This window comes from Paraplanobispora siamensis, from assembly GCF_016863175.1.
Classification (GTDB): domain Bacteria; phylum Actinomycetota; class Actinomycetes; order Streptosporangiales; family Streptosporangiaceae; genus Planobispora; species Planobispora siamensis.
Genome location: NZ_BOOJ01000021.1, coordinates 24,119 through 45,722, shown reverse-complemented (window position 1 = coordinate 45,722; position 21,604 = coordinate 24,119). Strand labels below are relative to the sequence as shown.

Below are 21,604 nucleotides of genomic sequence, written 5' to 3'. Positions count from 1 at the left end.
ACTGTTACCTGAGGTCTATGTCACAGCGTGACGACTGGAAAGTCCGGTACCGGGCCCTTCTCTCCCGCCCCGGAGGAAGCCTCGGCCCCCTCCGCCACGCCGATGTGACGAAAATCACATAGGGCCGGTCAAATGTCGGGAAAGTCCTCGTAAGCAGGCAGTCGGGCCCCGGCGAACCGGGTGACTTTACCCGCGACCTCCCCCTGTTCTGCCGTTCCGGTTGCGGACCACCCCCCCGTGCACGGCAAGCTCATAGGTCGTGAGTGCAGGATCGCCCCCCTTGAAGGAGCGCCCGCCCCTGAAGGGGCGCCAGGCGCCCGGCTCCCGCCGTACGGGCAGGAAGCCGGAGAAGACTCCGAAGACGAAGGCTCCGGCGAAACCGCGGGGGTGGCTGACGCCCAAGCGCGGCCTGATCCTCGGCCTGGTGGCCGTGGTCGTCGCGGGAGGCGGCGGCTTCACCGCCTACACCGCGGCCCAGAACGCCTCCGCCCCGGCCGACCAGGCGCTCACTCTCGACCAGCTGGCCAACGCCTTCGGCGGCGGCGACCCCTTCGGGCCCGACCCCCAGGCCGACGCGCTGAAGGCTCAGGCGGTCCAGGCGCTCAAGGCCGACGCGCTCAAGCGCAAGCGCGAGGGGCGCGAGCCGCTCGACCCCATCAAGATCGTCAAGGAGGCGCCGGGCGGCGGCGGCTTCGACCCCAAGCAGCTCCCGGCCGGCACCGCCAACCCGACCGGCAACAAGGCGCTGGGCAAGCAGATGCTGGAGGCCCGCGGCTGGGCCGACCAGTGGGGCTGTCTGGAGAAGCTCTGGATGAAGGAGAGCGGCTGGAACGAGCGGGCGATGAACCGCTCCAGCGGCGCCTACGGCATCCCGCAGTCGCTGCCCGGCCACAAGATGGCCAGCGCGGGCGCCGACTGGCAGACCAACCCGGCCACCCAGATCGAATGGGGACTGGGTTACATCAAGGGTCGCTACGGCACGCCCTGTGGCGCCTGGGGTCACTCTCAGGCCAAGGGATGGTACTGAAACACCCCAGACCGGCAGGTCAGACCCCATCCGCCTGTTAGGGCGCGCATCCTGGGCGGTATGGGGATAAAGGTCAGCGTGGTGGTGCCGGTGCACAACCCCGGTGATACGGCCGACGCATGCATCCGATCGGTCATCGAGCAGTCGATGCCTCCGGACGAGTACGAGGTCGTCTTCGCCGACGACGGCTCCGACGACGGGACCGCCCAGCGGCTCGACGTGATCGCGGAGTCCCGTTCCAACGTCAGGGTCCTGCACCTGCCGCGCATCGGCTCCCCGATGCGCGGCCGCAACGCCGCCCTGGAGGTGGTCAGGGGCGAGTACGTCTACATGCTCGATCAGGGCGACAAGCTGGATCGCACGGCCCTGGCGCGGATGTACGACCGCGCGGTCCAGACGGAGGCCGACGTCCTCGTCGGGCGGCTGGCCGGCGACGACGGGCCTCCCCCGGCGGCGTTCTCCCGGGACCGGCAGCGGGCCGACATCCTCGGGGACGGGCTGCTGGCCCTGCTCACCCCGCACAAGCTCTACCGCAGGGCGTTCCTGGTGGCCGAGGCCATGGCCTTCCGCGGCGCCGGCGGGCCGCTGGCGGAGCAGGCCTTCGTCCTGCGGGCCTACCTGCGGGCGGCGGCCGTGACCGTGATGGCCGGAGAGGTCTGCTGCCACCTGGGGGAGCGGCCCGAGCACCAGGTCGGCCCGCGCGCCCACGCCGCGGAGCTGGACAAGCTGCTCGACGTCATCGACGAGTCGGTCCCCCGCGGGCGCAAGCGCGACCGCCTGTACGCCCACTGGTTCCGCACCGCGGTCCTGCGCCGGCTCGGCGGCACCAGGTTCACCTCGTCCTCGGCGGACCGCTCCCTGACCTTCACCACGCTTCGGGACATCGTCGTCCGGCGCTTCCCCGAGAGGCTGGACCACTACATGCCCGTCCAGCTGCGGGCGCGGGCCGCGCTGCTGCGCGCGGGCCGGCTCGACCAGCTCGTCGCGCTGGCCCACGCCCTGCGGGGCACCTTCCTGCAGGCGGAGATCAAGAGCGTCGCCTGGCGGGACGGCATGCTCGTGATGAACCTCACCGGGGAGATCATGCGGGGTGACGGCACCCCCACCCGCTTCCTGCGGCACGAGGAGAACCGCCTGCTCTGGACGTCACCGCTGCCGCTGGACGGGCTCCGGCTCCCGCCGGACGTGGCCGACGTCACCGCCGCGGTCTCCCGCACCCGCTTCGAGGTCTACATCCGGCACGAGGCGACCGGGACCGTGCACATGCTCCCCGTGAGCTGCTCGGTGGTCCACGTCCCGTACGGCGACGCGATCAGGGTGCAGGTCACCGGCACCGCGAGCCTCGACGCCGCCTCCGCGCTCCCCGGCGGGATCCTGCCCTCCGGTCTGTGGGAGGTCCACATGCGGCTGCGCGGCGGCGTCCACCAGGGGCGCGCCCGGGTGACCGGCGATCCGGTGCACTGCATGGGATCGCCGGAGGAGCACACGGGGCGGCCGGTGGTCCCCTGGTGGTCCGACCACGGCGAGCTGGGCCTGTGCGTGGAGCCCCGCTCCTTCCCCGAGTCGGTCGTCCTCGTCTCGACCGGGACCACGGTCACCCACGGGCGCGACCACGTCTTCGTCGTGGTGCCCGTGCCGTACATGCCGCCGGGCGGCGGGTCGCCGGCCGAACTGGTGCTGCGCCAGGCGCCGGACGGCGAGCGCGAGGTCCGCGCCCCCGCCTTGGTCGAGCCGGGCCTGCCCGGTCACACCGCCGGGCGGCTGATCGCCAGGGTCCCGATGAAACGCCTGCCCCGCCACGGCTTCCTGGCCCCCGGCGCGTGGATGCCGTTCCTGCGGATGGACGATCAGGAGGTCGGGCTCCGCTTCGGCGTGGAGATGAGCCGCGGCGGCCGGGTGGAGATCCGCCGCGGCATCGTGCCCGCACCCCTGCCCGAGCGCCGGGACCCGCTGCTCAAGCGCATCGCCCGGCGGATCCCCGGCGCCCGGAACATGGTCCGGTCATCCCGGCCGGTGCCGCGCCGCTACACCGCCAACTGACACTCGTTGACGAGGTCGCCGCCGGCCGGGCGGGGCAGGGTCGCGCTGGGCGGCGGGCTCTGCCGCCGCTCGACCCAGCCCTCCATGGCCTCGAACGCGCTGCGGAAGCAGGGCAGCAGCGGCCGCAGCTTGTCGGGGTAGGCGGCGTAGAGGCCGTCGGTGTGGGTGCCGTCGGTGACGCGGTAGTAGCGGAAGGGCCGGCGGTCGCCGACCATCTCCGCGTAGACGTCCCCGCTGCGGGAGATCGGAAGCAGCGTGTCGAGCGTGCCCTGGATCGTGATCAGCGGTTTGCCGATCCGGCCGGTCAGCGCGATCTTCCGCATGGCCCGGTACGGCTTGCGCGCCGCGTAGTCGTAGTCGGCGTCGCAGGCCGGGGTGCCGGAGGCGCAGTACGGGGTGCCCGCCTCGGTGGCGCCGTCGAAGTCCGGGTCGATCTCCTCGCGGTAGATGCGCTGGGTGAGGTCCCAGTAGACCTGGTGGTGGAACGGCCACAGGAACTCCGACCCCTTGGCGTATCCGGCGTCGTACATCGCCTGGGCGTCGCCCTTGGGATAGGCCCGCAGCGCCGGGGGCAGGAAGGTGAGCAGGTTGTCGCCCTCGACCTTCCAGAGGGTGCCCTCCCAGTCGATCCCGCCGTCGTAGAGCCAGGCCCGGTTCTCCAGCTGCCAGCGGACGAGATAGCCGCCGTTGGAGATGCCCGCCGCGTAGGTCCGCTTGGGGAGCCTGCCGTACCGCTGCGCGACGACGGCCTTGGCCGCGACGGCGACCTGCGTGACCCGGTGGTTCCACTCGGCGATGGCGTCCCCGGGCTCGCGCCCGTCCTTGTAGAAGGCGATGCCGGTGTTGCCCTTGTCGGTGGCCGCGTAGGCGTAGCCCTTGGCCAGCGCCCAGTCGGAGATGGTGAAGTCGTTGGCGTACTGCTCCCGGTTGCCGGGGGTGCCCGCCACGACCAGCCCGCCGTTCCACTTGTCGGGCAGCCGGAGCACGAACTGCGAGTCGTGGTTCCAGCCGTGGTTGGTGTTGGTGGTGGAGGTGTCGGGGAAGTAGCCGTCGATCTGGATGCCCGGCACGCCCGTGGGGTTGACCGCGCCCGCCGGGTGCAGCCCGGACCAGTCGGCCGGGTCGGTGTGCCCGGAGTTCGCGGTCCCCGCCGTGGTCAGGTCGTCCAGGCAGGCGACGACCTGCTTGTCCGCCCCGGGTACCGCGATCCTGCCCTGTCGGTCGCAGTGCCCGCCGGCCGCGCCCGCGGGCGGCGCCACGGCCGTCAGGACGGTGGCGGCGACCGCGAGCCCGGAGGCCAGGGCGGCCAGCCTGCGCGCCGCGCTGTCGGTGTTCGTCATCGGATGCCCTTCCGTACGGCTCGGCTCAGCGGTTGGTGGTGGTCTTGGTCTCGGGGGCGTCGAGGGTGACGAGGTCGCGGCCGCGGGTCTCCCGGGCGGCGAACACGGCGATGAGGGTGATCACCGCGGCCCCGGCCACGTAGAGCATGACGGGCAGGGCGGAGCCGTAGGCCTGCAGCAGGGCCACCGCGATCAGCGGGGCCAGGCCGCCGGCCACGATCGAGGCGAGCTGCGCGCCGACCGACACGCCCGAGTAACGCATCCGGGTGGCGAACAGCTCGGAGAAGAACGCCGCCTGCGGGCCGTACATCGCGCCGTGCAGGACCAGGCCGACCGTGACCGCCAGGGTGATCGCGGCGAAGTTGCCCGTGTCGACCAGCGGGAAGAACGCGAACGCCCACAGGCCCACGCCGGCCGCGCCGATCAGGTAGACGGGACGGCGGCCGAGCCGGTCGGACAGGGCGCCCCACATCGGGATCGAGACGAAGTGCACGGCCGAGCCGATCAGCACCGCGTTCAGCACGAAGCCCTTGTCCAGCTTGGCGGCCTCCACGGCGTAGACCAGGACGAAGGCGGTGATCACGTAGTAGGAGACGTTCTCGGCGAAGCGGGCGCCGATCGCGGTGATCACGTCCCGCCAGTGGTGGCGGAAGACGTCCACGATGGGCATCGCGGGCTTGGGCCCGGCGTTGGCCGCGGCCTGCTGGAAGACCGGGGACTCGCTGATGGACAGCCGGATCCACAGGCCGAGGAGCACCAGCGCGCCCGAGAGCAGGAACGGCACGCGCCAGCCCCAGCTCAGGAAGGTCTCGTCGGACTGCACCGCGGCCAGCACCGCCAGGACGGCGGTGGCCAGCAGGTTGCCGCCGGGGGCGCCGGCCTGCGGCCAGGAGGCCCAGAAGCCGCGCCGGTCGGCGTCGCCGTGCTCGGAGACGATGAGGACCGCGCCGCCCCACTCGCCGCCGAGCGCGAATCCCTGGACGAGCCGGAGCGCGGTCAGCAGCAGCGGGGCCGCCGCGCCGATGGCCGCGTGCGTCGGCAGGCAGCCGATCAGGAAGGTCGCGCCGCCCATCAGGACCAGGCTGATGACGAGCAGCTTCTTGCGGCCCAGCCGGTCGCCGTAGTGGCCGAAGACGACCGCGCCGAGCGGGCGGGCGACGAAGCCCACCGCGTAGGTGAGGAACGCCAGCAGGGTGCCGGTGAGCGGGTCCGCCTCGGGGAAGAAGAGCTTGTTGAAGACGAGCGCGGCGGCGGAGCCGTACAGGAAGAAGTCGTACCACTCGATCGTGGTGCCGATGAGGCTGGCGCCGACGATCTTTCCGATGGGGGTGGGGGATTTCTCAGCCATCTCACTCACCAATGGGAGTCGCTGTCGGGGGGATGTCGGCTCACCGTACGTAGTGACCGGCATCACTCCTATGGGGGCGATCCCCATACCGGGTGAGGCGGCTATGTGGGAGCTTCGCGGCGGGGCCGTCAGCCGCGCAGCCGGTGCAGCCGCAGGGCGAGCTGGATCTCCAGGGCGCGCTCCGGGTCCTGCCAGTCGGCGCCCAGCAGCTGGCCGATCCGGTCCAGGCGCTGGGTGACGGTGTTGACGTGGATGTGCAGGGCCTCCGCCGTACGGGAGAGCGAGCCGCCCGCGCCGAAGTAGGCGGTGAGGGTGCGGACCAGCGCGGTGCCCCGGCGGGCGTCGTAGTCCAGCACCGGGCCGAGCGCCGAGCGCAGGTAGGTCTCGATGTCGCGGCCGTCGCCCACCAGCAGCCCGACGAAGCCCAGCTCCGCGGCGCCGGCGCCCTCGCCGGCCCGGCCCAGGGCGCGCAGAGCGTCGGCGCAGCGGCGCGCCTCGTCGTGGGCCGCGGCGACCCCGGCGGGCCCGTGCACCGGGCCGCAGGCGCCCGCCGTGGCGGGCCGGCCGAGGGAGGCGCTCAGCTCGGCGGCGATCCGCTTGGCCAGCGGGCCCGGCCGGTCGCCGGGCAGCAGCAGCACCAGCTCGTCCCCGCGCTGGGCGGCCAGCCCGTGCTCCAGCGTGGCGCGCGAGGAGGCCCAGAAGGCGGCGCGCTCGCGCTGGCCGTCGTGCCGGACCACGACCACCACGTGACCGGAGTCCAGGTCCACGCCGACCCGGCGGGCCCGGTCGGCCAGCCCGTCGAGGCCGGGCCGCGAGATCAGGTCGTCGAGCAGCTCGCCCCTGACCCGGCCCTCCGCCTCGGCCACGGTGCGGCGGAACAGCAGCAGCAGCGCGGTGACCAGCGCCGCCCGTTCCAGGATGCGCTGGTCGGTGGCGGCCACCCGGCCGTCGGCCCGCAGCACGAGCGTGCACAGCGGCTCCGCGCCGACGTCCACCGACGCGACCAGCAGGTCGCCCTTCCTGACGGTGCGCCCCAGCGCCCGGGACGACTGCGCGGCGTCCGCGATGGCGGCCGCGGTCACTCCGGCCGTCGTCATCCCGGCTGCGGTCGCCCCCGCCGTCGCTCCGGGATCGGTCTCCTCCGTCCCGTCCCGGGCGCCGCCGGCCGGCCGCCCCGTGCCGTCCAGCCGGCTCAGGTCGCCGGCGATCGGCCGGCCCGCGCCGTCCAGCACGACCAGCGAGCCGCCGAGCACCTCGGTGACCACGGCGGCCACGTCCTCGACCCCGCCGCCGCGCAGCACCAGCCCGGTCATCCGGTCGTGCGCGAGGGCGGCCCGCTCCACCGCCTCGCTGTGCGCGCTGACCTGCCGGTTGGCCTCGCTGAGCTCCTCCAGGGCGTTGCGCGTCTCCTGCAGCAGGCGGGCGTTGTCGATGGCCACGGCCGCGTGGGCGGCCAGGGAGCCGAGCAGCACCACCTCGTCCTGGGTGAACGGCCGCACGCTCCGGTTGGCCGCGAACAGCACCCCGATGACCCGCGCGCCGAGCTTGAGCGGCACACCGAGGATGGCGACCAGGCCCTCCTCCTTCACCGCGTCGTCGATGTGGGACATGTGCCGGAAGCGCTCGTCGGCGAAGTAGTCGGCCGTGGCGTACGGCGTGGCGGTCTGGGCCACCAGCCCGCCGAGCCCGGCCCCCATGGCCAGGCGCAGGGCGCGGAACTTGGCCGAGACAGAGCCGTCGGTGACCCGCATCCGGGTGTCGCCCCGGTCGGGGTCGTGCAGCGTCATGTAGGCGGCGTCCGTGCCGAGCAGCTGCCGGGCGCGGCGCACGATGGCCTCCAGCACGGCGTCCAGGTTGCGCAGGCCGGCCAGGTCGCCGGCGGTGTCGAACAGCGCCGACAGCTCGGCCTCGCGTCTGGCCCTGCGCCGCATCAGCGCCCGCACCTTGAGCGCGGCGAGCTTGGTCTCCTCCAGTTCGGCCAGCGTCGCCGCGTCCGCCCCGGACGTCCTGGCGGCCAGGACGGGTCCTTCGAACTCGACCGCCGAGGCCTCCCTGGCCAGCAGCTCCAGAAACACCCGCGCGCTCATGTCGTCCATTCTCGCGGTGCCGCCGCGCCCGGGATCCGCCCGCCCCGGGGTCCCGGGGCGGGCGGCTTGCGGTCCCGGACGTCAGCGGGCGGTCCAGCCTCCGTCCACGGGCAGGGAGGCTCCGGTCATGAAGGAGCCGTGCGGGCCGCACAGGTAGGCGACCAGCTCGGCGACCTCGTCGGGCTCGACCAGCCGCTTGATCGCGGCGGGGGCGAGCATGATCTGCTCGACGACCTCGTCCCGGCCGATGCCGTGGGTGGCGGCCTGGGCGTCGATCTGGCGCTCCACGAGGGGAGTGCGGACGTAGGCGGGGCTCACACAGTTGGAGGTGACCCCCTGGGAGGCGCCCTCCAGGGCGACGACCTTCGAGAATCCCTCCAGCGCGTGCTTCGCCGTGACGTAGGCCGCCTTGTACGGCGAGGCGCGCAGGCCGTGGATGGAGGAGATGTTGACGATCCGTCCCCATCCCCGCTCGTACATCCCGGGCAGGGCCGCCCGCACCAGCAGGAACGGGGCCTCGACCATGACCCTGAGGATCCTGGTGAAGACCTCCGGCGGGAACTCCTCGATCGGGGCCACGTGCTGGAACCCGGCGTTGTTCACCACGATGTCCGCCTCGCGCACGAGGCCGGGCGGGAAGGCGTCCAGGAAGTCGGCTGTGGCCAGGTCCGCCACGACCGGCGTCCCGGAGACCTCCGCGGCCACCTTCGCGGCGGCCTCGGCGTCCATGTCCACCGCCACCACATGCGCTCCGGCGTCGGCCAGCCGTCGCGCGCAGGCGCGCCCGATCCCGCTGCCCGCCCCGGTCACCACGGCCCGTCGCGCCGTCAGGTCAATCATGTGCCGAATCTAGGCAACGGGCGGGAGCCCGGCCCATGTCGCCCGCCGACACACTGTCGTGACGGGTTATGTGCGGCACGCACGGCACGGCGTCCCGCGGACGACGCCGGCGGGACGGGGACGGCGTCCCCGATCCCCCTGAAATTCCGGCGTCGAGGATACGGCGCGCCGCCCCCGAGAGGACGGGGGGCGACGTACCATCGAAACCATGTTCGATGGAAGGGGTGCCGCCACCACCTCGCGGATCCGACCGATTTTTAGGCTCGACATATTTTCTCTTGACGGATTGCTGTTTCGGTCCTAACTTTAGGTCCAACACAAATTTCGTGTGAGGAGAGGCTCCTGATCACCACCGGCACGGACTCGATCAAGGACTATCTCAAGCAGATCGGCACGATCCCGCTGCTCACCGCCGAGCAGGAGGTCGATCTGGCCAGGCGGATGGAGGCGGGCGCCTTCGCCACGGAGCGGCTGGAGACCGAGGGCGAGGCGCTCACGGCGGACGCGCGCGCCGAGCTGGAGTGGATCGCCGAGGACGGCCGGCGCGCCAGGGAGCGCATGCTGGAGGCCAACCTCCGGCTGGTCGTCTCGGTCGCCAAGCGCTACACCGGCCGAGGACTGCTCCTGCAGGACCTGATCCAGGAGGGCAACGTCGGCCTGATCCGCACCGTGGAGAAGTTCGACCACACCATGGGCTTCAAGTTCTCCACCTACGCCACCTGGTGGATCAAGCAGGCGATCGGCCGGGCCGTGGCCGACCAGGCGCGGACCATCCGGGTCCCGGTCCACATGGTGGAGCAGATCAACAGGCTCACCCGGGCCCGGCGGGAGCTGCTGACCACCCTGGGACGCGAGCCCACCGGCGAGGAGCTGGCCCGCGAGCTCGACATGACCCCGGAGAAGGTCGCCGAGGTGCAGGGATACGACCGCGACCCCATCTCCCTGCACACCCCGCTGGGCGACGGGGGCGACGGGGAGTTCGGCGACCTCATCGAGGACTCCCAGGCCGTCACGCCCGACGACGTCGTCTCCGCGGGCCTCCTGCGCGAGCAGTTGCGCGAGCTGCTCGGCACCCTCAGCGAGCGCGAGGCCGGTGTGGTCGCCCTGCGCTTCGGCCTCGACGACGGGCGGCCCAGGACCCTCGACGAGATCGGCAAGGACTACGGTGTCACCCGGGAGCGCATCCGCCAGATCGAGGCCAAGGCCATGTCCAAGCTCCGCCACCCGTCCCGGTCGCTCGGACTGCGCGCCTATCTCGGCTGACCCCCCGACTCCCGATCCCCCGACCCCCTGATCCCCTGAACCTCCGGCCTTCCCCACCCCTGAGGAGAACCGCGTGACCACGAACCCGCTGCGGCTGATGGCGGTGCACGCCCACCCCGACGACGAGTCCAGCAAGGGGGCGGCGACGCTCGCCCGCTACGTCGAGGAGGGGGTGGAGGTCCTGGTGTGCACCTGCACGGGCGGGGAGCGCGGCGACATCCTCAACCCGGCGATGGACCGGCCGGGAGTGCTGGAGAACATGGCGGAGATCCGGCGCAAGGAGATGGCCGAGGCCGCCGCGATCCTCGGCGTCGGCCACCGCTGGCTCGGTTTCGTCGACTCGGGGCTGCCCGGGGAGGGCGAGCCGCTGCCGGAGGGATGCTTCGCCGCACAGGACCTGGAGGTCGCCGCGCGGCCGCTGGTGGCGGCGGTGCGGGAGTTCCGGCCGCATGTGATCATCACCTACGACGAGATCGGCGGCTATCCGCACCCGGACCACATCATGACCCACCGGGTGTCCGTCGAGGCGTTCGAGGCCGCGGGCGATCCGGAGCGCTACCCCGGCACCGGGGAGCCGTGGCGGCCGCTCAAGCTCTACTACACGGTGTCGTTCACCCGTGAGTGGTTCACCGCGATCAACGACGGGCTGCTCGCCCGGGGGCTGGAGTCGCCGCTTGCGGATGAGATCACGGACGACTGGTTCGAGGGCATGCCCGAGCTGACCACGACCACCCGGGTGACCTGCGACGACCATTTCGAGACCCGGGACCGGGCGATGAAGGCGCACGCCACCCAGATCGACCCCGAGGGGCCGTGGTTCTCCACCTCGCGGGAGGTGGAGCGGGAGATCTGGCCCACCGAGGACTACCACCTCGCCCGCTCACACGTCGAGACGACGCTCCCGGAGACCGACCTGTTCGCTGGGATCCGCGGGGGTCAGACGGTGACCGGATAGGTCAGTGCCAGCTCGTCGCCGGGGACGCCCCGGATGCCCCAGTTCACCTGGGGCGCCTCCAGGATGACGATCTCCAGGTCCTCCGGGGCGAGGCCGAGCGCCTCCCTCGTCCGGGCGAACAGGGCCCGGATCAGCTCGCGCTTGGCCTCGTCCGAACGGCCGGTGAAACAGACGATCTCCACGATCAGATAGCGCTCGCTCCGCTGCGGGCAGAGCAGGTCGTCGGCGTCCAGCAGCAGGAAGCGGTGGAACCGCTTGTCCGGCGGGAGCTTCCACACCTCGACCACGCACTCGTGCACGACGTCGGACAGCTCCTGCCGCAGCGGGGCCCAGACGTCACGGCGGCCGTAGAACTTGATCTGCGTCATGGGGCGAGTCTGCCAGGCAGTCGATCTACGACGGCGGTCGGGTCATGGACAGGACGTCGAGCAGGGAGTCGAGCTGCTCCTCGGTGAGGGTGCCGTTGGCGACGTGGCCGCGCTCGATGACGACCTGGCGGATGGTCTTGCGCTCCTCCAGCGCCTGCTTGGCGATCTTCGCGGCCTCCTCGTAGCCGACGTGGCGGTTGAGCGGGGTGACGATGGACGGCGACGACTCGGCGTACTCCCGCAGGCGTCCGGCGTTGGCCGTGATGCCCTGCACGCAGCGGTCGGCCAGCAGCCGGGAGACGTTGGCGAGCAGCCGTACAGACTCCAGGACGTTGCGCGCCATGACCGGCAGGGCCACGTTGAGCTCGAAGGTGCCCGAGGCCCCGGCGAAGGCGATGGCGGCGTCGTTCCCGACGACCTGGGCGGCGACCATGCACACGGCCTCGGGGATGACCGGGTTGACCTTGCCGGGCATGATCGAGGAGCCGGGCTGCAGGTCGGGCAGGTTGATCTCGCCGAGCCCGGCGCGCGGGCCCGAGCCCATCCAGCGGAGGTCGTTTGCGATCTTGTTGAGGGAGACCGCGACGGTCCTGAGCTGGCCGGAGAGCTCCACCACCGCGTCCCGGGCGCCCTGGGCCTCGAAGTGGTCGGGGGCCTCGACGAACGGGAGCCCGGTGGCCTCGCGGAGCTTGTCGATGACCTTCGGCGCGAAGCCCGGCGGGGTGTTGACGCCCGTGCCGACCGCGGTCCCGCCCAGCGGGAGCTCGGCCAGGCGGGGCAGCGCGCTCCGCACCCGGGCGACGGCGTTGTCGATCTGGGTGGCGTAGCCGCCGAACTCCTGCCCGAGCGTGACCGGGGTGGCGTCCATCAGGTGCGTACGGCCCGCCTTGACGACCTCGGAGAACTCCGCGGCCTTGGCGCGCAGCGCGGTGGCCAGGTGCTTCAGCGAGGGGATGAGGTGATAGGTCACCTCGGTCATGGCGGCCACGTGGATGGAGGTGGGGAACACGTCGTTGGACGACTGGGAGGCGTTGACGTGATCGTTCGGGTGCACCGGGCGGCCCAGCCGCTCCTCGGCGATGGTGGCGATCACTTCGTTGGTGTTCATGTTGGACGAGGTCCCCGAGCCGGTCTGGAAGACGTCGATCGGGAACTCGCTGTCCCACTCGTTCTCCGCGACGTCGGTGGCCGCCTCGGCGATGGCCTGGGCCAGTTCCTTGTCGAGCACGCCGAGTTCGGCGTTGACCTCGGCGGCGATGGCCTTGATCAGGCCGAGGGCGGCGATGTGCGGGCTCTCCAGGCCGCGGCCCGAGATCGGGAAGTTCTCCACCGCCCGCTGGGTCTGGGCCCGCCACTTGGCGCTCGCCGGGACGCGCACGTCGCCCATCGAGTCATGTTCGATCCGATACTCACTCATGGCCCCAGTCTGCAACCCGGGGCATAAGCCCACCGTTCGGTGGTGCCGGTGTCGTCACCGGCACCACCGGGAGGTGTTCCGCGGGCGGCGCTCAGGAGCCGCCGGAGGCCTTCTGCCCGGCGGGCCGGAAGGAGGCGAGCACGGCTTCGCGCATCCCCGCCTGCTCGTCCCAGGAGGCCGCCGGGACCGCCCAGTAGATGGCGTAGTCGTTCTTGCCCGGCTGGTTCACGAAGCGGGCCAGCACGTGGATGGTCTCGCCGCCGGCGACGTAGGTGAACTCCCAGTCGGCGGCGTTCGCCCCGGCGTACGGCTCGGGCTCGACCTCGGTGACCCCGACCAGCCGGTAGCCGGGGTAGGTCCGGGCCCTGACCGCTGCGTTCTGGGCCGCCTTGACGCTCGCCCTGACGTTCTCGGAGGCGTGCGCGGAGGTGTTGACCCGCAGGTAGCGGGTGTCGTCCTCACTCTTGAAGACGACGTTGTCCCCCCGGGTGCTCGCCCGCAGCGGGGCCGGCGGGTCGATGCTGAACCCCTTGGCGTCCTCGTACCGCCGCAGGTCCGCCGAGAGCGAGGAGTCCGGGGACGCCGCGGGCGCGGCGTCCCCGCCGGTGCCGGACTGCGAGGTCGCGGACGTGCCGGCCGACAGGTTCGCCGCGGTGGGGTCGCCCGCGCCGGTCTCGGCGAAGGCCGCGACCACCAGGATCATGATGATCACCATGGAGACGGCCGCCACCCCGATGAGGACGAGCGTGCCGATCTTCCCGCCCGGGGGCTTGGCGTTCGGCGCGACCGGCCCGCCCTGCGATCCCGCGATGGCGAACAGGTCGGTGCCCAGCCCGGAGGGCTGGTGGTTGCCGTTGGAGGGTCCCGGCCCCGATCCCGGCGGGAACGGCTGCCAGCCCTCCTGGGGACCCGGCCCGCCCGGACCCTGCATGCCCGGACCCTGCATGCCCGGACCCTGCATGCCCGGACCACCCGGACCTCCCGGACCCGGCGCGGGGAACCCGCCCGGCCCGCCGGTCATGCCCGAAGACCCCGGACCACCCGGGCCCGCGGGCCCGCCGGGACGGCCGGCGCCGGGCAGCATCCCGACGGCCGTCGACTCGTCGTCGGAGGAGGAGCCCGCCGGACCACCCGGACCGGCCGGCTTTCCGGCCACCGGCGTGCCCAGCTTGGACACGACGGGGAAGCCGTGCGGCGGCGTCGGGGAGGAGTCGTCGATCGGCGGCGGCTCCGGGGTCCCGCGCTCCGCGGCCTCGGCGGCCTCGGCGGCGGCCTGCGTCCTCGGCTTCCCGGCGACCGGGACCCCGAGGTCGGAGGTCACGTCCGGCCGGGGCCTGGGCCTGGCCGGGGGAGCGGGGGGTACGGGGGCCGCCGCGGGGGTCTCACCGGTCCCGGGCAGGCGCAGGCCGTTCTTGGGCCGGATGACGATCATGGTGCGGTCGGCGTCGAACTCCTCTTCGTCCCCCGCCGCCGGCCCCGCCTCGGTTCCCGCCTGCACGGACCCGGCCCCGCTGTCGGCCCCGGCCTTCGCGCTCTCGACCGCCGGCCCGGCCTCGCTGTCGGCCACGGCCTCCGGGCCCTCGGCCCCGGCTCCGGGCTTCGCGCTCTCGGCCGTCGTCGGCCCGGTCCCGCTGCCGGTCCCGGCCTTCACGTTCTCGGCTCCGGCTTCCGCCTTCGCGCCCTGGGCCGTCGTCGATCCGGCCTCCGCGCTCTCCGCCTCGACGCTCGCCGGACCGGTCCCGTCGTCGGCTCCAGGGTTCACGCCCTCGGTCGTCGGCCCGGCCTCGCTGTCGGCCCCGGCCTCCGCCTTCACACTCTGGGCCTCCGCCTTCGCGGGCCCGGTCTCGTCGTCCGGCGCACCGGTTCCGCCCGCGTCCCCGGCGGCCTGGGAGGCGGCTGAGACGTCCGTGCCGTCCTCGGCGCCGGTGTCCGCGGCCATGACCTGCACGGGGCCGGTTCCGGCCTCCTCGGCGGCCTCCGCCTCGTCCCGGGCGGTCTCTTCCGCGGTGCCGGACTCCGCGTCCCCGGTCGCCGGGGCGGCAGCCGCCGCGCCCTTCGCGCCTGCGCTGCCCGGCTGCCGGGCGCCCTTGGCGGCGGACTTGTCGTCGAGCTCCAGGGACACCGCCTCGGTGGAGGGGGTGTCGGCCACGGCGCGGAGCATGACGGCCGCCTGGCCGGCGGTCAGGCGTGCCGTGTGGTCCTTCTCCAGCAGCAGCTCCAGGACCGGGCGCAGCGGGCCCGCCTGGACCGGCGGGTCGACGCTCTCGGTCATCAGCGCGGCCAGCGTCTCGGCCACCGAGGAGCGTTCGTAGGCCGGGCGGCCCTCGACCGCGAAGTACAGCGTGGCCCCGAGCGACCACAGGTCGGACTCGGGCCCGGTGTGCTCTCCGCGGGCCCGCTCGGGAGCGGTGTAGCCGGGCGAGCCGATCACCATGCCGGTCTGGGTGAGGCTCGTGTCGCCTTCGGCCTTGGCGATGCCGAAGTCGGTCAGCACCACCCGGCCGCTCTCGGTGATCAGCACGTTGCCGGGCTTGACGTCGCGGTGCAGGATCCCCTGGGCGTGGGCGGCGCGCAGCGCCCCCAGCAGGTCCGCGCCGATCTCGGCGACAAGACGGGGCGGGAGCGGTCCCTCCTCCTCGATCACCTGCTCGAGGGAGCGCGCCTGCACCAGCTCCATGATGATCCACGGGCTGCCGTCCTCGATGATGGCGTCGTGGACGGTGGCGACTGATGGGTGGCTGATGCGGGCAGCCGTACGACCCTCGCGGATCATGCGCTCCCGTAGTTCGGCGCGTTGTGCCTCGCTGAGCCCGGGCTCCTGACGGATCTCCTTGATCGCCACGTCCCTGCCGAGGGAACGGTCGTGAGCCCGCCAAACGGTGCCCATCGTCCCTCGGCCGAGCGGTGTGATCAGCTCGTAGCGGTCAGCGAGCACGCGCGTCTGCTGTTCCGGCATGAGTAGAAGATAGCGATTGCAGCTTGATGAACGCTTTAACCACGCTTGCGGAGTTCCCTGGGCCACAGGCGACGCGGGAGCACCAAGCGGATAAAAGGTGACATAAATCTCACAAAAGGACGCGGCGTCGGCCACGGATCCAGCGGCTTGCGGTGCATCCCCTCCGCCGGCCGGCGGTGCCCGCGCGGCATCGGAACCGGCGTCGCGACCGGCAGCGGGACGGGCCCGGGGGTCGATCCCGCACGGTGCAGGCCCCGATGCTGGGGCCGGCGATGGAAAGACGGGGGCGCGATCGTCGCGGCGCTGCGCACGGCCTTGCTCGCCGCGCGGGCGAGCGGCTCCTCGGCCGACCCGCCGGCCGCCACGCGGGAGAGCATCAGCGAGGCGCGGACCGGGTCGAGACGGGTGACCGGGTCGATGCCGAGCAGGCCCTGGAGCACCGGGGCCAGCGGTCCGGCCTTCTCCATCGGGATCGGCTCGCCGCTGGTCAGCGCGGCCAGGGCGGCGGCGGCCGTACGGCGTCCGTGCAGGCCGCGTCCCTCGACGGCGGTGTAGAGGGTCGCCCCGAGCGACCACAGGTCGGCCGCGGGGCTCGCCTTGGCGCCCAGCACCCGCTCGGGCGCGATGTATCCCGCCGAGCCGAGCACGATGCCGGCCTGGGTGATCGAGGCGTCGCCTTCGAGCGCGGCGAGCCCGAAGTCGGTCAGGACCGCCCGGTCCTCGGTCACCAGGACGTTGCTGGGCTTGACGTCGCGGTGCAGGATCCCCTTGGCGTGCACGGCCCGCAGGGCGCCCAGGACCTGCCGCCCGATCTCCGCCGCCCGGCGCGGCGGCAGCGGGCCCTCCTGCTGGACGAGCTGCTCCAGGGACCTGGCGTTGAGCAGCTCCATCACGATCCAGGGACGCTCGTCCTCGGTGACGACGTCGAAGACGGTGATCACCGAGGGATGGGCGACCATCGCGGTGGCCCGTCCCTCGCGCTCGGTCCTGGCGCACAGCTCCGCCCGCAGGTCCTCGTCCAGGACCAGGGGCAGGCGCACCTCCTTGACCGCGACCTCGCGGTCGAGCAGCTCGTCGCGCGCCCGCCAGACCGTGCCCATGCCGCCACGGCCGACCGGCTCCACAAGCCGATATCGCGCGGCAAGGAGGTATCCGGACGGCGCACGCATGTTGGGCAGCTTACCTATTTGCGCAATGCGACCAGTAGAGACAGGCCTGAAGTTTCTTGCCTGATGCGGTCAGATTTTCTGTCTTGTATTCGTTAGGAGGCGCTCCGTGACATCCATCCGGGCCCGGCGGCGGTTTCACGGCCTGCACGGGCCCGGACATCCGTCAGCGGCGGCCGATGGTCAGGACCGGGCCGGTGGTGTCGGTGAAGAAGTCGTCGCCCTTGTCGTCGACCACGATGAAGGCCGGGAAATCCTCGACCTCGATCTTCCAGACGGCCTCCATGCCGAGTTCCGGATATTCCAGGACCTCGACCTTCTTGATGCAGTCCTGGGCCAGGCGGGCGGCCGGGCCGCCGATCGAGCCGAGGTAGAAACCGCCGTACTTCTGACAGGCCTCGGTGACCTGCTTGGACCGGTTGCCCTTGGCGAGCATCACCATGGAGCCGCCGGCGGCCTGGAAGCGCTCGACGTAGGAGTCCATCCGGCCGGCGGTGGTGGGGCCGAAGGATCCGGAGGCGTAGCCCTCGGGGGTCTTGGCGGGGCCGGCGTAGTAGACGGCGTGGTCCTTCATGTACTGCGGCATCTCGCCGCCCGCGTCGAGCAGCTCGCCGATCTTGGCGTGCGCGATGTCGCGGGCCACGACCAGCGGGCCGGTCAGCGACAGGCGGGTCTTGACCGGGTACCTCGTCAGCTCGGCGAGGATCTCCTGCATCGGCCGGTTGAGGTCGATCTTCACCACGTCGTCCGACAGGTGCTCGTCGGTGGTCTCCGGCAGGAACCGCGCCGGGTCGGTCTCCAGCTGCTCCAGGAAGACGCCCTCTGGGGTGATCTTGGCCAGGGCCTGGCGGTCGGCGCTGCAGGAGACGGCGACGGCCACCGGGCAGGAGGCGCCGTGCCGGGGCAGGCGGATGACGCGGACGTCGTGGCAGAAGTACTTGCCGCCGAACTGGGCGCCGATGCCGAGCTTCTGGGTGAGCTCGAAGACCTTGGCCTCCAGTTCGAGGTCGCGGAAGCCGTGGCCGCTGGGGGAACCGGAGGTGGGGATGGAGTCCAGGTAGCGGGCGCTGGCGTACTTGGCCGTCTTCAGGGCGTACTCCGCGGAGGTGCCGCCCACGACGATCGCCAGGTGGTACGGCGGGCAGGCGGCGGTGCCCAGGGAGCGGATCTTCTCCTCCAGGAAGGCCAGCATGCGCTTCTCGTTGAGGACGGCCTTGGTCTCCTGGTACAGGAACGACTTGTTGGCGCTGCCGCCGCCCTTGGCCATGAACAGCAGCTTGTACTCGTCGGGGTGGCCGTTCGGGTCCTCGGCGTACAGCTCGATCTGGGCGGGGAGGTTGGAACCGGTGTTCTTCTCCTCCCACATGGTGATCGGGGCCATCTGCGAGTAGCGCAGGTTGAGCCGGGTGTAGGCGTCGTAGACGCCGCGCGAGACGTGCTCGGCGTCGGCGCCGTCGGTGAGCACGTGCCGGCCGCGCTTGCCCATCACGATCGCGGTGCCGGTGTCCTGGCACATCGGGAGCACCCCGCCGGCCGAGATGGAGGCGTTCTTCAGCAGGTCGAGCGCGACGAAGCGGTCGTTGCCGCTGGACTCCGGGTCGTCGATGATCTTCCGGAGCTGGGCGAGGTGCGAGGACCGGAGATAGTGGGAGATGTCGTGGATCGCGGTCTCGGTGAGCAGGCGCAGCGCCTCGGGCTCGACCTCCAGGAACCTGCGGCCCGCGGCCTCGACGACGCGCACCCCCTCGCTGCTGATCAGACGGTACTGCGTCTCATCCGGTCCCAGCGGGAGCAGGTCGGTGTAGTCGAACTCGGGCATCGTCTCGGATCCTCCGTGCCGGGGGTCTTCTCCGGTCCCCTAGAGGGTACGGCCTCCCGGAGGGCGCTCCGGAGGGCCGCGGCGCCGCCTCCCGCCGCAGGCGGTTGCCGGGCCGAATCTTGACGCTGTCATCGGACGGGGCACGCAACCTCGCGACCCGGGCGGACGAAGTCATCCATGAAGGCCGATCCACCGCTTGAGGAGGGAGGAGCCATGGAATTCGGTTACATCGTGATGTACGTCCTCGGGGCGGTCGTCAGCGTCGGTCTCGGGGGATCACTCCTCGCGATCGTGCTGCGGGGCGTCGCCGAGGAGAACAAGTTCTGGGGGCCGGGACCGCTGCGGCACTGAGCCGCCGTCCGCTCCCGGGGGCGCCTGGCGGGTTCCGGAGACCCGCAGGCCGATGACGATGCCGGCGACGACCAGAGCGGCGCCGGCCAGGTCGGCGGCCGACGGGGCGCCGAGACCGAGTACGGCCCCCGTCGCGATCGCGCCCACCGGGATCAGCCCGGCGAACAGCCCCGCCCGTCCGGGGCCGAGCCGGGGCAGCGCGTCGTACCACAGGAAGAACGCCACGGTGGTGACGATGATCGACTGGTAGCCGAGGCCCGCGGCCTCGGCCAAGGTCGGCACACGCAGCATCGCGGCGCCGTCGGCCACCAGGCCGATCACCACGAGCATCGGCACGGCCAGCGCCGCCGAGTAGGCCGAGACCCGCACCGCGCCCAGCCGGGGCAGCAGCGGAAGGGCCAGCAGCGAGAAGCAGACCTCGCAGACCAGCGCGCCCAGCGACCACAGCAGACCGGTCAGATCGCCGCTGCCCAGCCCGGTGGCCACCGTCGCCCCGGCCACCACCACGGTCGCCGCCCCGATCACCCGGGGCGAGGGGCGGCCGTCCAGCAGGGCCAGCGCCAGCGGGACGGTGCCGAGCACGGTGCCGACCAGGGCGGGGCCGCCGTGCCGGGTCGCCTCGATCACGCAGACGTTGAAGATGACCAGCCCCGTCAAGGAGAGCGCGACCAGGAGGGCGCTCTCCTTGAGCGTCAGCCGTACGAATCTCAGACCGGACAGGCGCGCCACGGCCAGCAGGACGGCCGAGGCCAGGAGATAGCGCAGCGCCTGCCCGCCGTACAGGGGATAGTCCTGGATCGCGCCGGCGACTCCGGCGAGGGTGCCCACCAGGAACATCGCCCCGGACGCCTGGACGAGACCCCGGGTTTCCCCGCGTCTGGTGATGACATCGGTGCTCATGTCGGGAATGCTAGGAAGCCAATGGTTCCCTCGTTCAGTCCAATCGGCGCGTGGGAAACAGGACCAATCCCGGCTGTGGCCGATCTGGAGGGGAACGGGTGGCGGATCTTCACCTGACCATCGACCGCGAGGCGGGGGGCATCTCCGGGCAGATCATCCGTGAGCTGCGCGACGCCGTACGGCGCGGCAGGCTGGCCGCCGGGGAGCGGCTGCCCGCGAGCCGGGAGCTGGCCAGGGACCTCGGGCTCTCGCGCGGCGTGGTGGTGGAGGCCTACGAGCAACTGGTCGCCGAGGGCTTCCTGATCTCCAGAGTGGGCGTGGGCACTCGCGTGGCCCCCGCGGCCTGCCGCGCCCCGTCGGCCCGCGACTCCGCCGCGGGTCCCGCCGTCACGGGCTCCACCATCACGGGCTCCACCGTCGCGGGTCCCGCTGCCACGGGTTCCGCTGTCACGGGTCTCACTGCCGGGAGTCCCGCCGTCGCCGGAGCCGGTCTCTCCCGCGGCCCGCGCGAGCGCCCGGAGGGCGGCGCCGCGACTCCTGCGGAGCCGGTCCACGAGTGCGGCTACACGCGCCGCCCCACCTCGCCCGACCTGCGGTCCTTCCCCCGCGAGCGGTGGACGGCCGCCACCCGGCGGGCGCTGGCCGCGCTGCCCGCCGACGCCCTGGACTACGGCGACCCCGGCGGCGTGGCCGAGCTGCGCGAGGAGCTGGCCGCCTACCTGCGCAGGGTCCGCGGAGCCGACGTCGCGCCGGAGAACCTGGTGATCGTCGGCGGGGTGGCCCAGGGGCTGAACCTCACCGTGCAGGCGCTGGCCGGGCGGCTGCCCACGGGCGAGCGGACCGGCGCCGACCTGAGCTGGTTCGTGGACGGGGGCGCGGCCCCGCCGCCGGGCCCCGGGCGGATCCGGCTCGCGGTCGAGGACCCGACCGGCCTGCGCCAGCTCCCGCTGCTCAGATCGGCCGGGGCCGACCTGGTCGCGGTCCCGGTGGACGAGGAGGGCGTCGAGGTGGCGGCGCTCGCCGCGACGGGGGTGCGGGCGGTGCTGCTCACTCCGGCCCACCACTATCCGACCGGGGTCGTGCTCTCCCCGCGCCGCCGCGCCGAGCTGATCGAGTGGGCCACGGCGACGGGCGCGACGGTCCTGGAGGACGACTACGACGCCGAGTTCCGCTTCGACCGCGACCCCGTGGGCTGCCTGCAGGGACTCGCCCCCGACCGGGTGGTCCTGGCCGGGAGCGTCAGCAAGTCCCTGGCCCCCGGCCTCCGGCTCGGCTGGGTGGCGGCCCCGCCGGAGATCGCCGCCGCCGTACGGCGGGCGCGGGGCGAGCTGGACATGGGCTCCCCGGTGCTGGAGCAGTACGCGCTGGCGGACTTCGTGCGCACGGGCGCCTACGACCGGCACCTGCGGCGGATGCGCCGCGAGTACCGCGTCCGGCGCGACGCCCTGGTCCGCGCCATGGCCGAGCACCTGCCCGAGATCGCCGTGCGCGGCGTGTCCGCCGGGCTGCACCTGCTCGTCGAGCTGCCGGAGGGCTGGGACGAGCCGGCCGTCGCGGCGGCGGCGCGGCAGTGCGGGCTGGCGGCCGAGCCGGTGGGGCCGATGCGCCGCCGTCCGGGCCCGCCCGCCCTCGTCATGGGGTTCGCCAGGCTCCCGGTCCACCGCACCGGCGAGGTGATCCGCGCCTTCGTCCAGAGGGTGCGCTGACGACCTCGCGGAGTTGATAGA

The 21,604-nt window shown here is 72.7% G+C and carries 14 protein-coding genes and 1 pseudogene; 5 read left to right on the top strand and 10 right to left on the bottom strand.

From position 1 onward, the window contains the following. Positions 1-280: 280 nt before the first annotated feature. Together Psi01_RS43260 and Psi01_RS10705 are read left to right on the top strand one after the other, a co-directional pair. Positions 281-1,027 (top strand): aggregation-promoting factor C-terminal-like domain-containing protein, encoded by a 747-nt coding sequence (locus Psi01_RS43260; protein ID WP_239127454.1) that lies wholly within the window; start codon positions 281-283, stop codon positions 1,025-1,027. 60 nt (positions 1,028-1,087) lie between these two features. Further along, complete coding sequence (locus Psi01_RS10705; RefSeq protein WP_204063805.1) at positions 1,088-3,067, top strand: glycosyltransferase family 2 protein; 1,980 nt, start codon at positions 1,088-1,090, stop codon at positions 3,065-3,067. Here Psi01_RS10705 and Psi01_RS10700 read toward each other — a convergent pair. The 4 genes from Psi01_RS10700 to Psi01_RS10685 form a co-directional block, all read right to left on the bottom strand. Beyond that, entirely contained in the window at positions 3,052-4,407 is a 1,356-nt protein-coding gene (locus tag Psi01_RS10700; protein WP_204063804.1) for a tannase/feruloyl esterase family alpha/beta hydrolase, read from the bottom strand. The two genes, Psi01_RS10705 and Psi01_RS10700, sit on opposite strands and share 16 nt — an antisense overlap. Before the next feature lie 25 nt (positions 4,408-4,432). After that, on the bottom strand, positions 4,433-5,755 hold the full coding sequence (locus tag Psi01_RS10695) for an MFS transporter (protein ID WP_204063803.1): 1,323 nt from the start codon (positions 5,753-5,755) through the stop codon (positions 4,433-4,435). Positions 5,756-5,883: 128 nt separating this feature from the next. Beyond that, complete coding sequence (locus Psi01_RS10690) at positions 5,884-7,842, bottom strand: helix-turn-helix domain-containing protein (RefSeq protein ID WP_239127453.1); 1,959 nt, start codon at positions 7,840-7,842, stop codon at positions 5,884-5,886. A gap of 81 nt (positions 7,843-7,923) precedes the next feature. Continuing rightward, positions 7,924-8,682: a 3-hydroxybutyrate dehydrogenase gene (locus Psi01_RS10685; protein WP_204063801.1), complete on the bottom strand. Its 759-nt coding sequence runs from the start codon at positions 8,680-8,682 to the stop codon at positions 7,924-7,926. Positions 8,683-9,042: 360 nt separating this feature from the next. Between Psi01_RS10685 and Psi01_RS10680 the strand changes: the two are divergent. Together Psi01_RS10680 and mca are read left to right on the top strand one after the other, a co-directional pair. Further along, positions 9,043-9,945: pseudogene (locus Psi01_RS10680) on the top strand (RNA polymerase sigma factor); the annotation flags it as partial. 97 nt (positions 9,946-10,042) lie between these two features. After that, positions 10,043-10,900 carry a mycothiol conjugate amidase Mca gene (mca, locus tag Psi01_RS10675; RefSeq protein ID WP_204063836.1) on the top strand — a complete coding sequence of 286 codons (858 nt, stop codon included), beginning with the start codon at positions 10,043-10,045 and terminating at the stop codon, positions 10,898-10,900. Here mca and Psi01_RS10670 read toward each other — a convergent pair. The 6 genes from Psi01_RS10670 to Psi01_RS10645 all read right to left on the bottom strand — a co-directional run bounded on the left by Psi01_RS10670 (position 10,882) and on the right by Psi01_RS10645 (position 19,877). Beyond that, a complete protein-coding gene (locus tag Psi01_RS10670) occupies positions 10,882-11,268 on the bottom strand; it encodes a tautomerase family protein (RefSeq protein WP_204063800.1) in 387 nt (128 codons plus the stop codon). The two genes, mca and Psi01_RS10670, sit on opposite strands and share 19 nt — an antisense overlap. Positions 11,269-11,293: 25 nt before the next feature. Further along, complete coding sequence (locus tag Psi01_RS10665; protein WP_204063799.1) at positions 11,294-12,685, bottom strand: class II fumarate hydratase; 1,392 nt, start codon at positions 12,683-12,685, stop codon at positions 11,294-11,296. Between the two features lie 91 nt (positions 12,686-12,776). Continuing rightward, positions 12,777-15,641, bottom strand: coding sequence for a serine/threonine-protein kinase (locus Psi01_RS43255; protein WP_239127451.1), 2,865 nt, complete (start codon positions 15,639-15,641; stop codon positions 12,777-12,779). A gap of 35 nt (positions 15,642-15,676) precedes the next feature. After that, positions 15,677-16,810 (bottom strand): serine/threonine-protein kinase, encoded by a 1,134-nt coding sequence (locus tag Psi01_RS10655; protein ID WP_204063798.1) that lies wholly within the window; start codon positions 16,808-16,810, stop codon positions 15,677-15,679. Positions 16,811-16,973: 163 nt separating this feature from the next. Continuing rightward, a complete protein-coding gene (locus Psi01_RS10650; protein ID WP_204063797.1) occupies positions 16,974-18,626 on the bottom strand; it encodes a fumarate hydratase in 1,653 nt (550 codons plus the stop codon). A gap of 276 nt (positions 18,627-18,902) precedes the next feature. Continuing rightward, the gene (locus Psi01_RS10645) at positions 18,903-19,877 is read right to left on the bottom strand and encodes a DMT family transporter (protein WP_239127450.1); all 975 of its coding nucleotides are present in this window, start codon (positions 19,875-19,877) and stop codon (positions 18,903-18,905) included. Positions 19,878-19,975: 98 nt separating this feature from the next. Between Psi01_RS10645 and Psi01_RS10640 the strand changes: the two genes are divergently transcribed. Beyond that, positions 19,976-21,583 carry an aminotransferase-like domain-containing protein gene (locus Psi01_RS10640; protein WP_204063796.1) on the top strand — a complete coding sequence of 536 codons (1,608 nt, stop codon included), beginning with the start codon at positions 19,976-19,978 and terminating at the stop codon, positions 21,581-21,583. Positions 21,584-21,604: the final 21 nt, after the last annotated feature.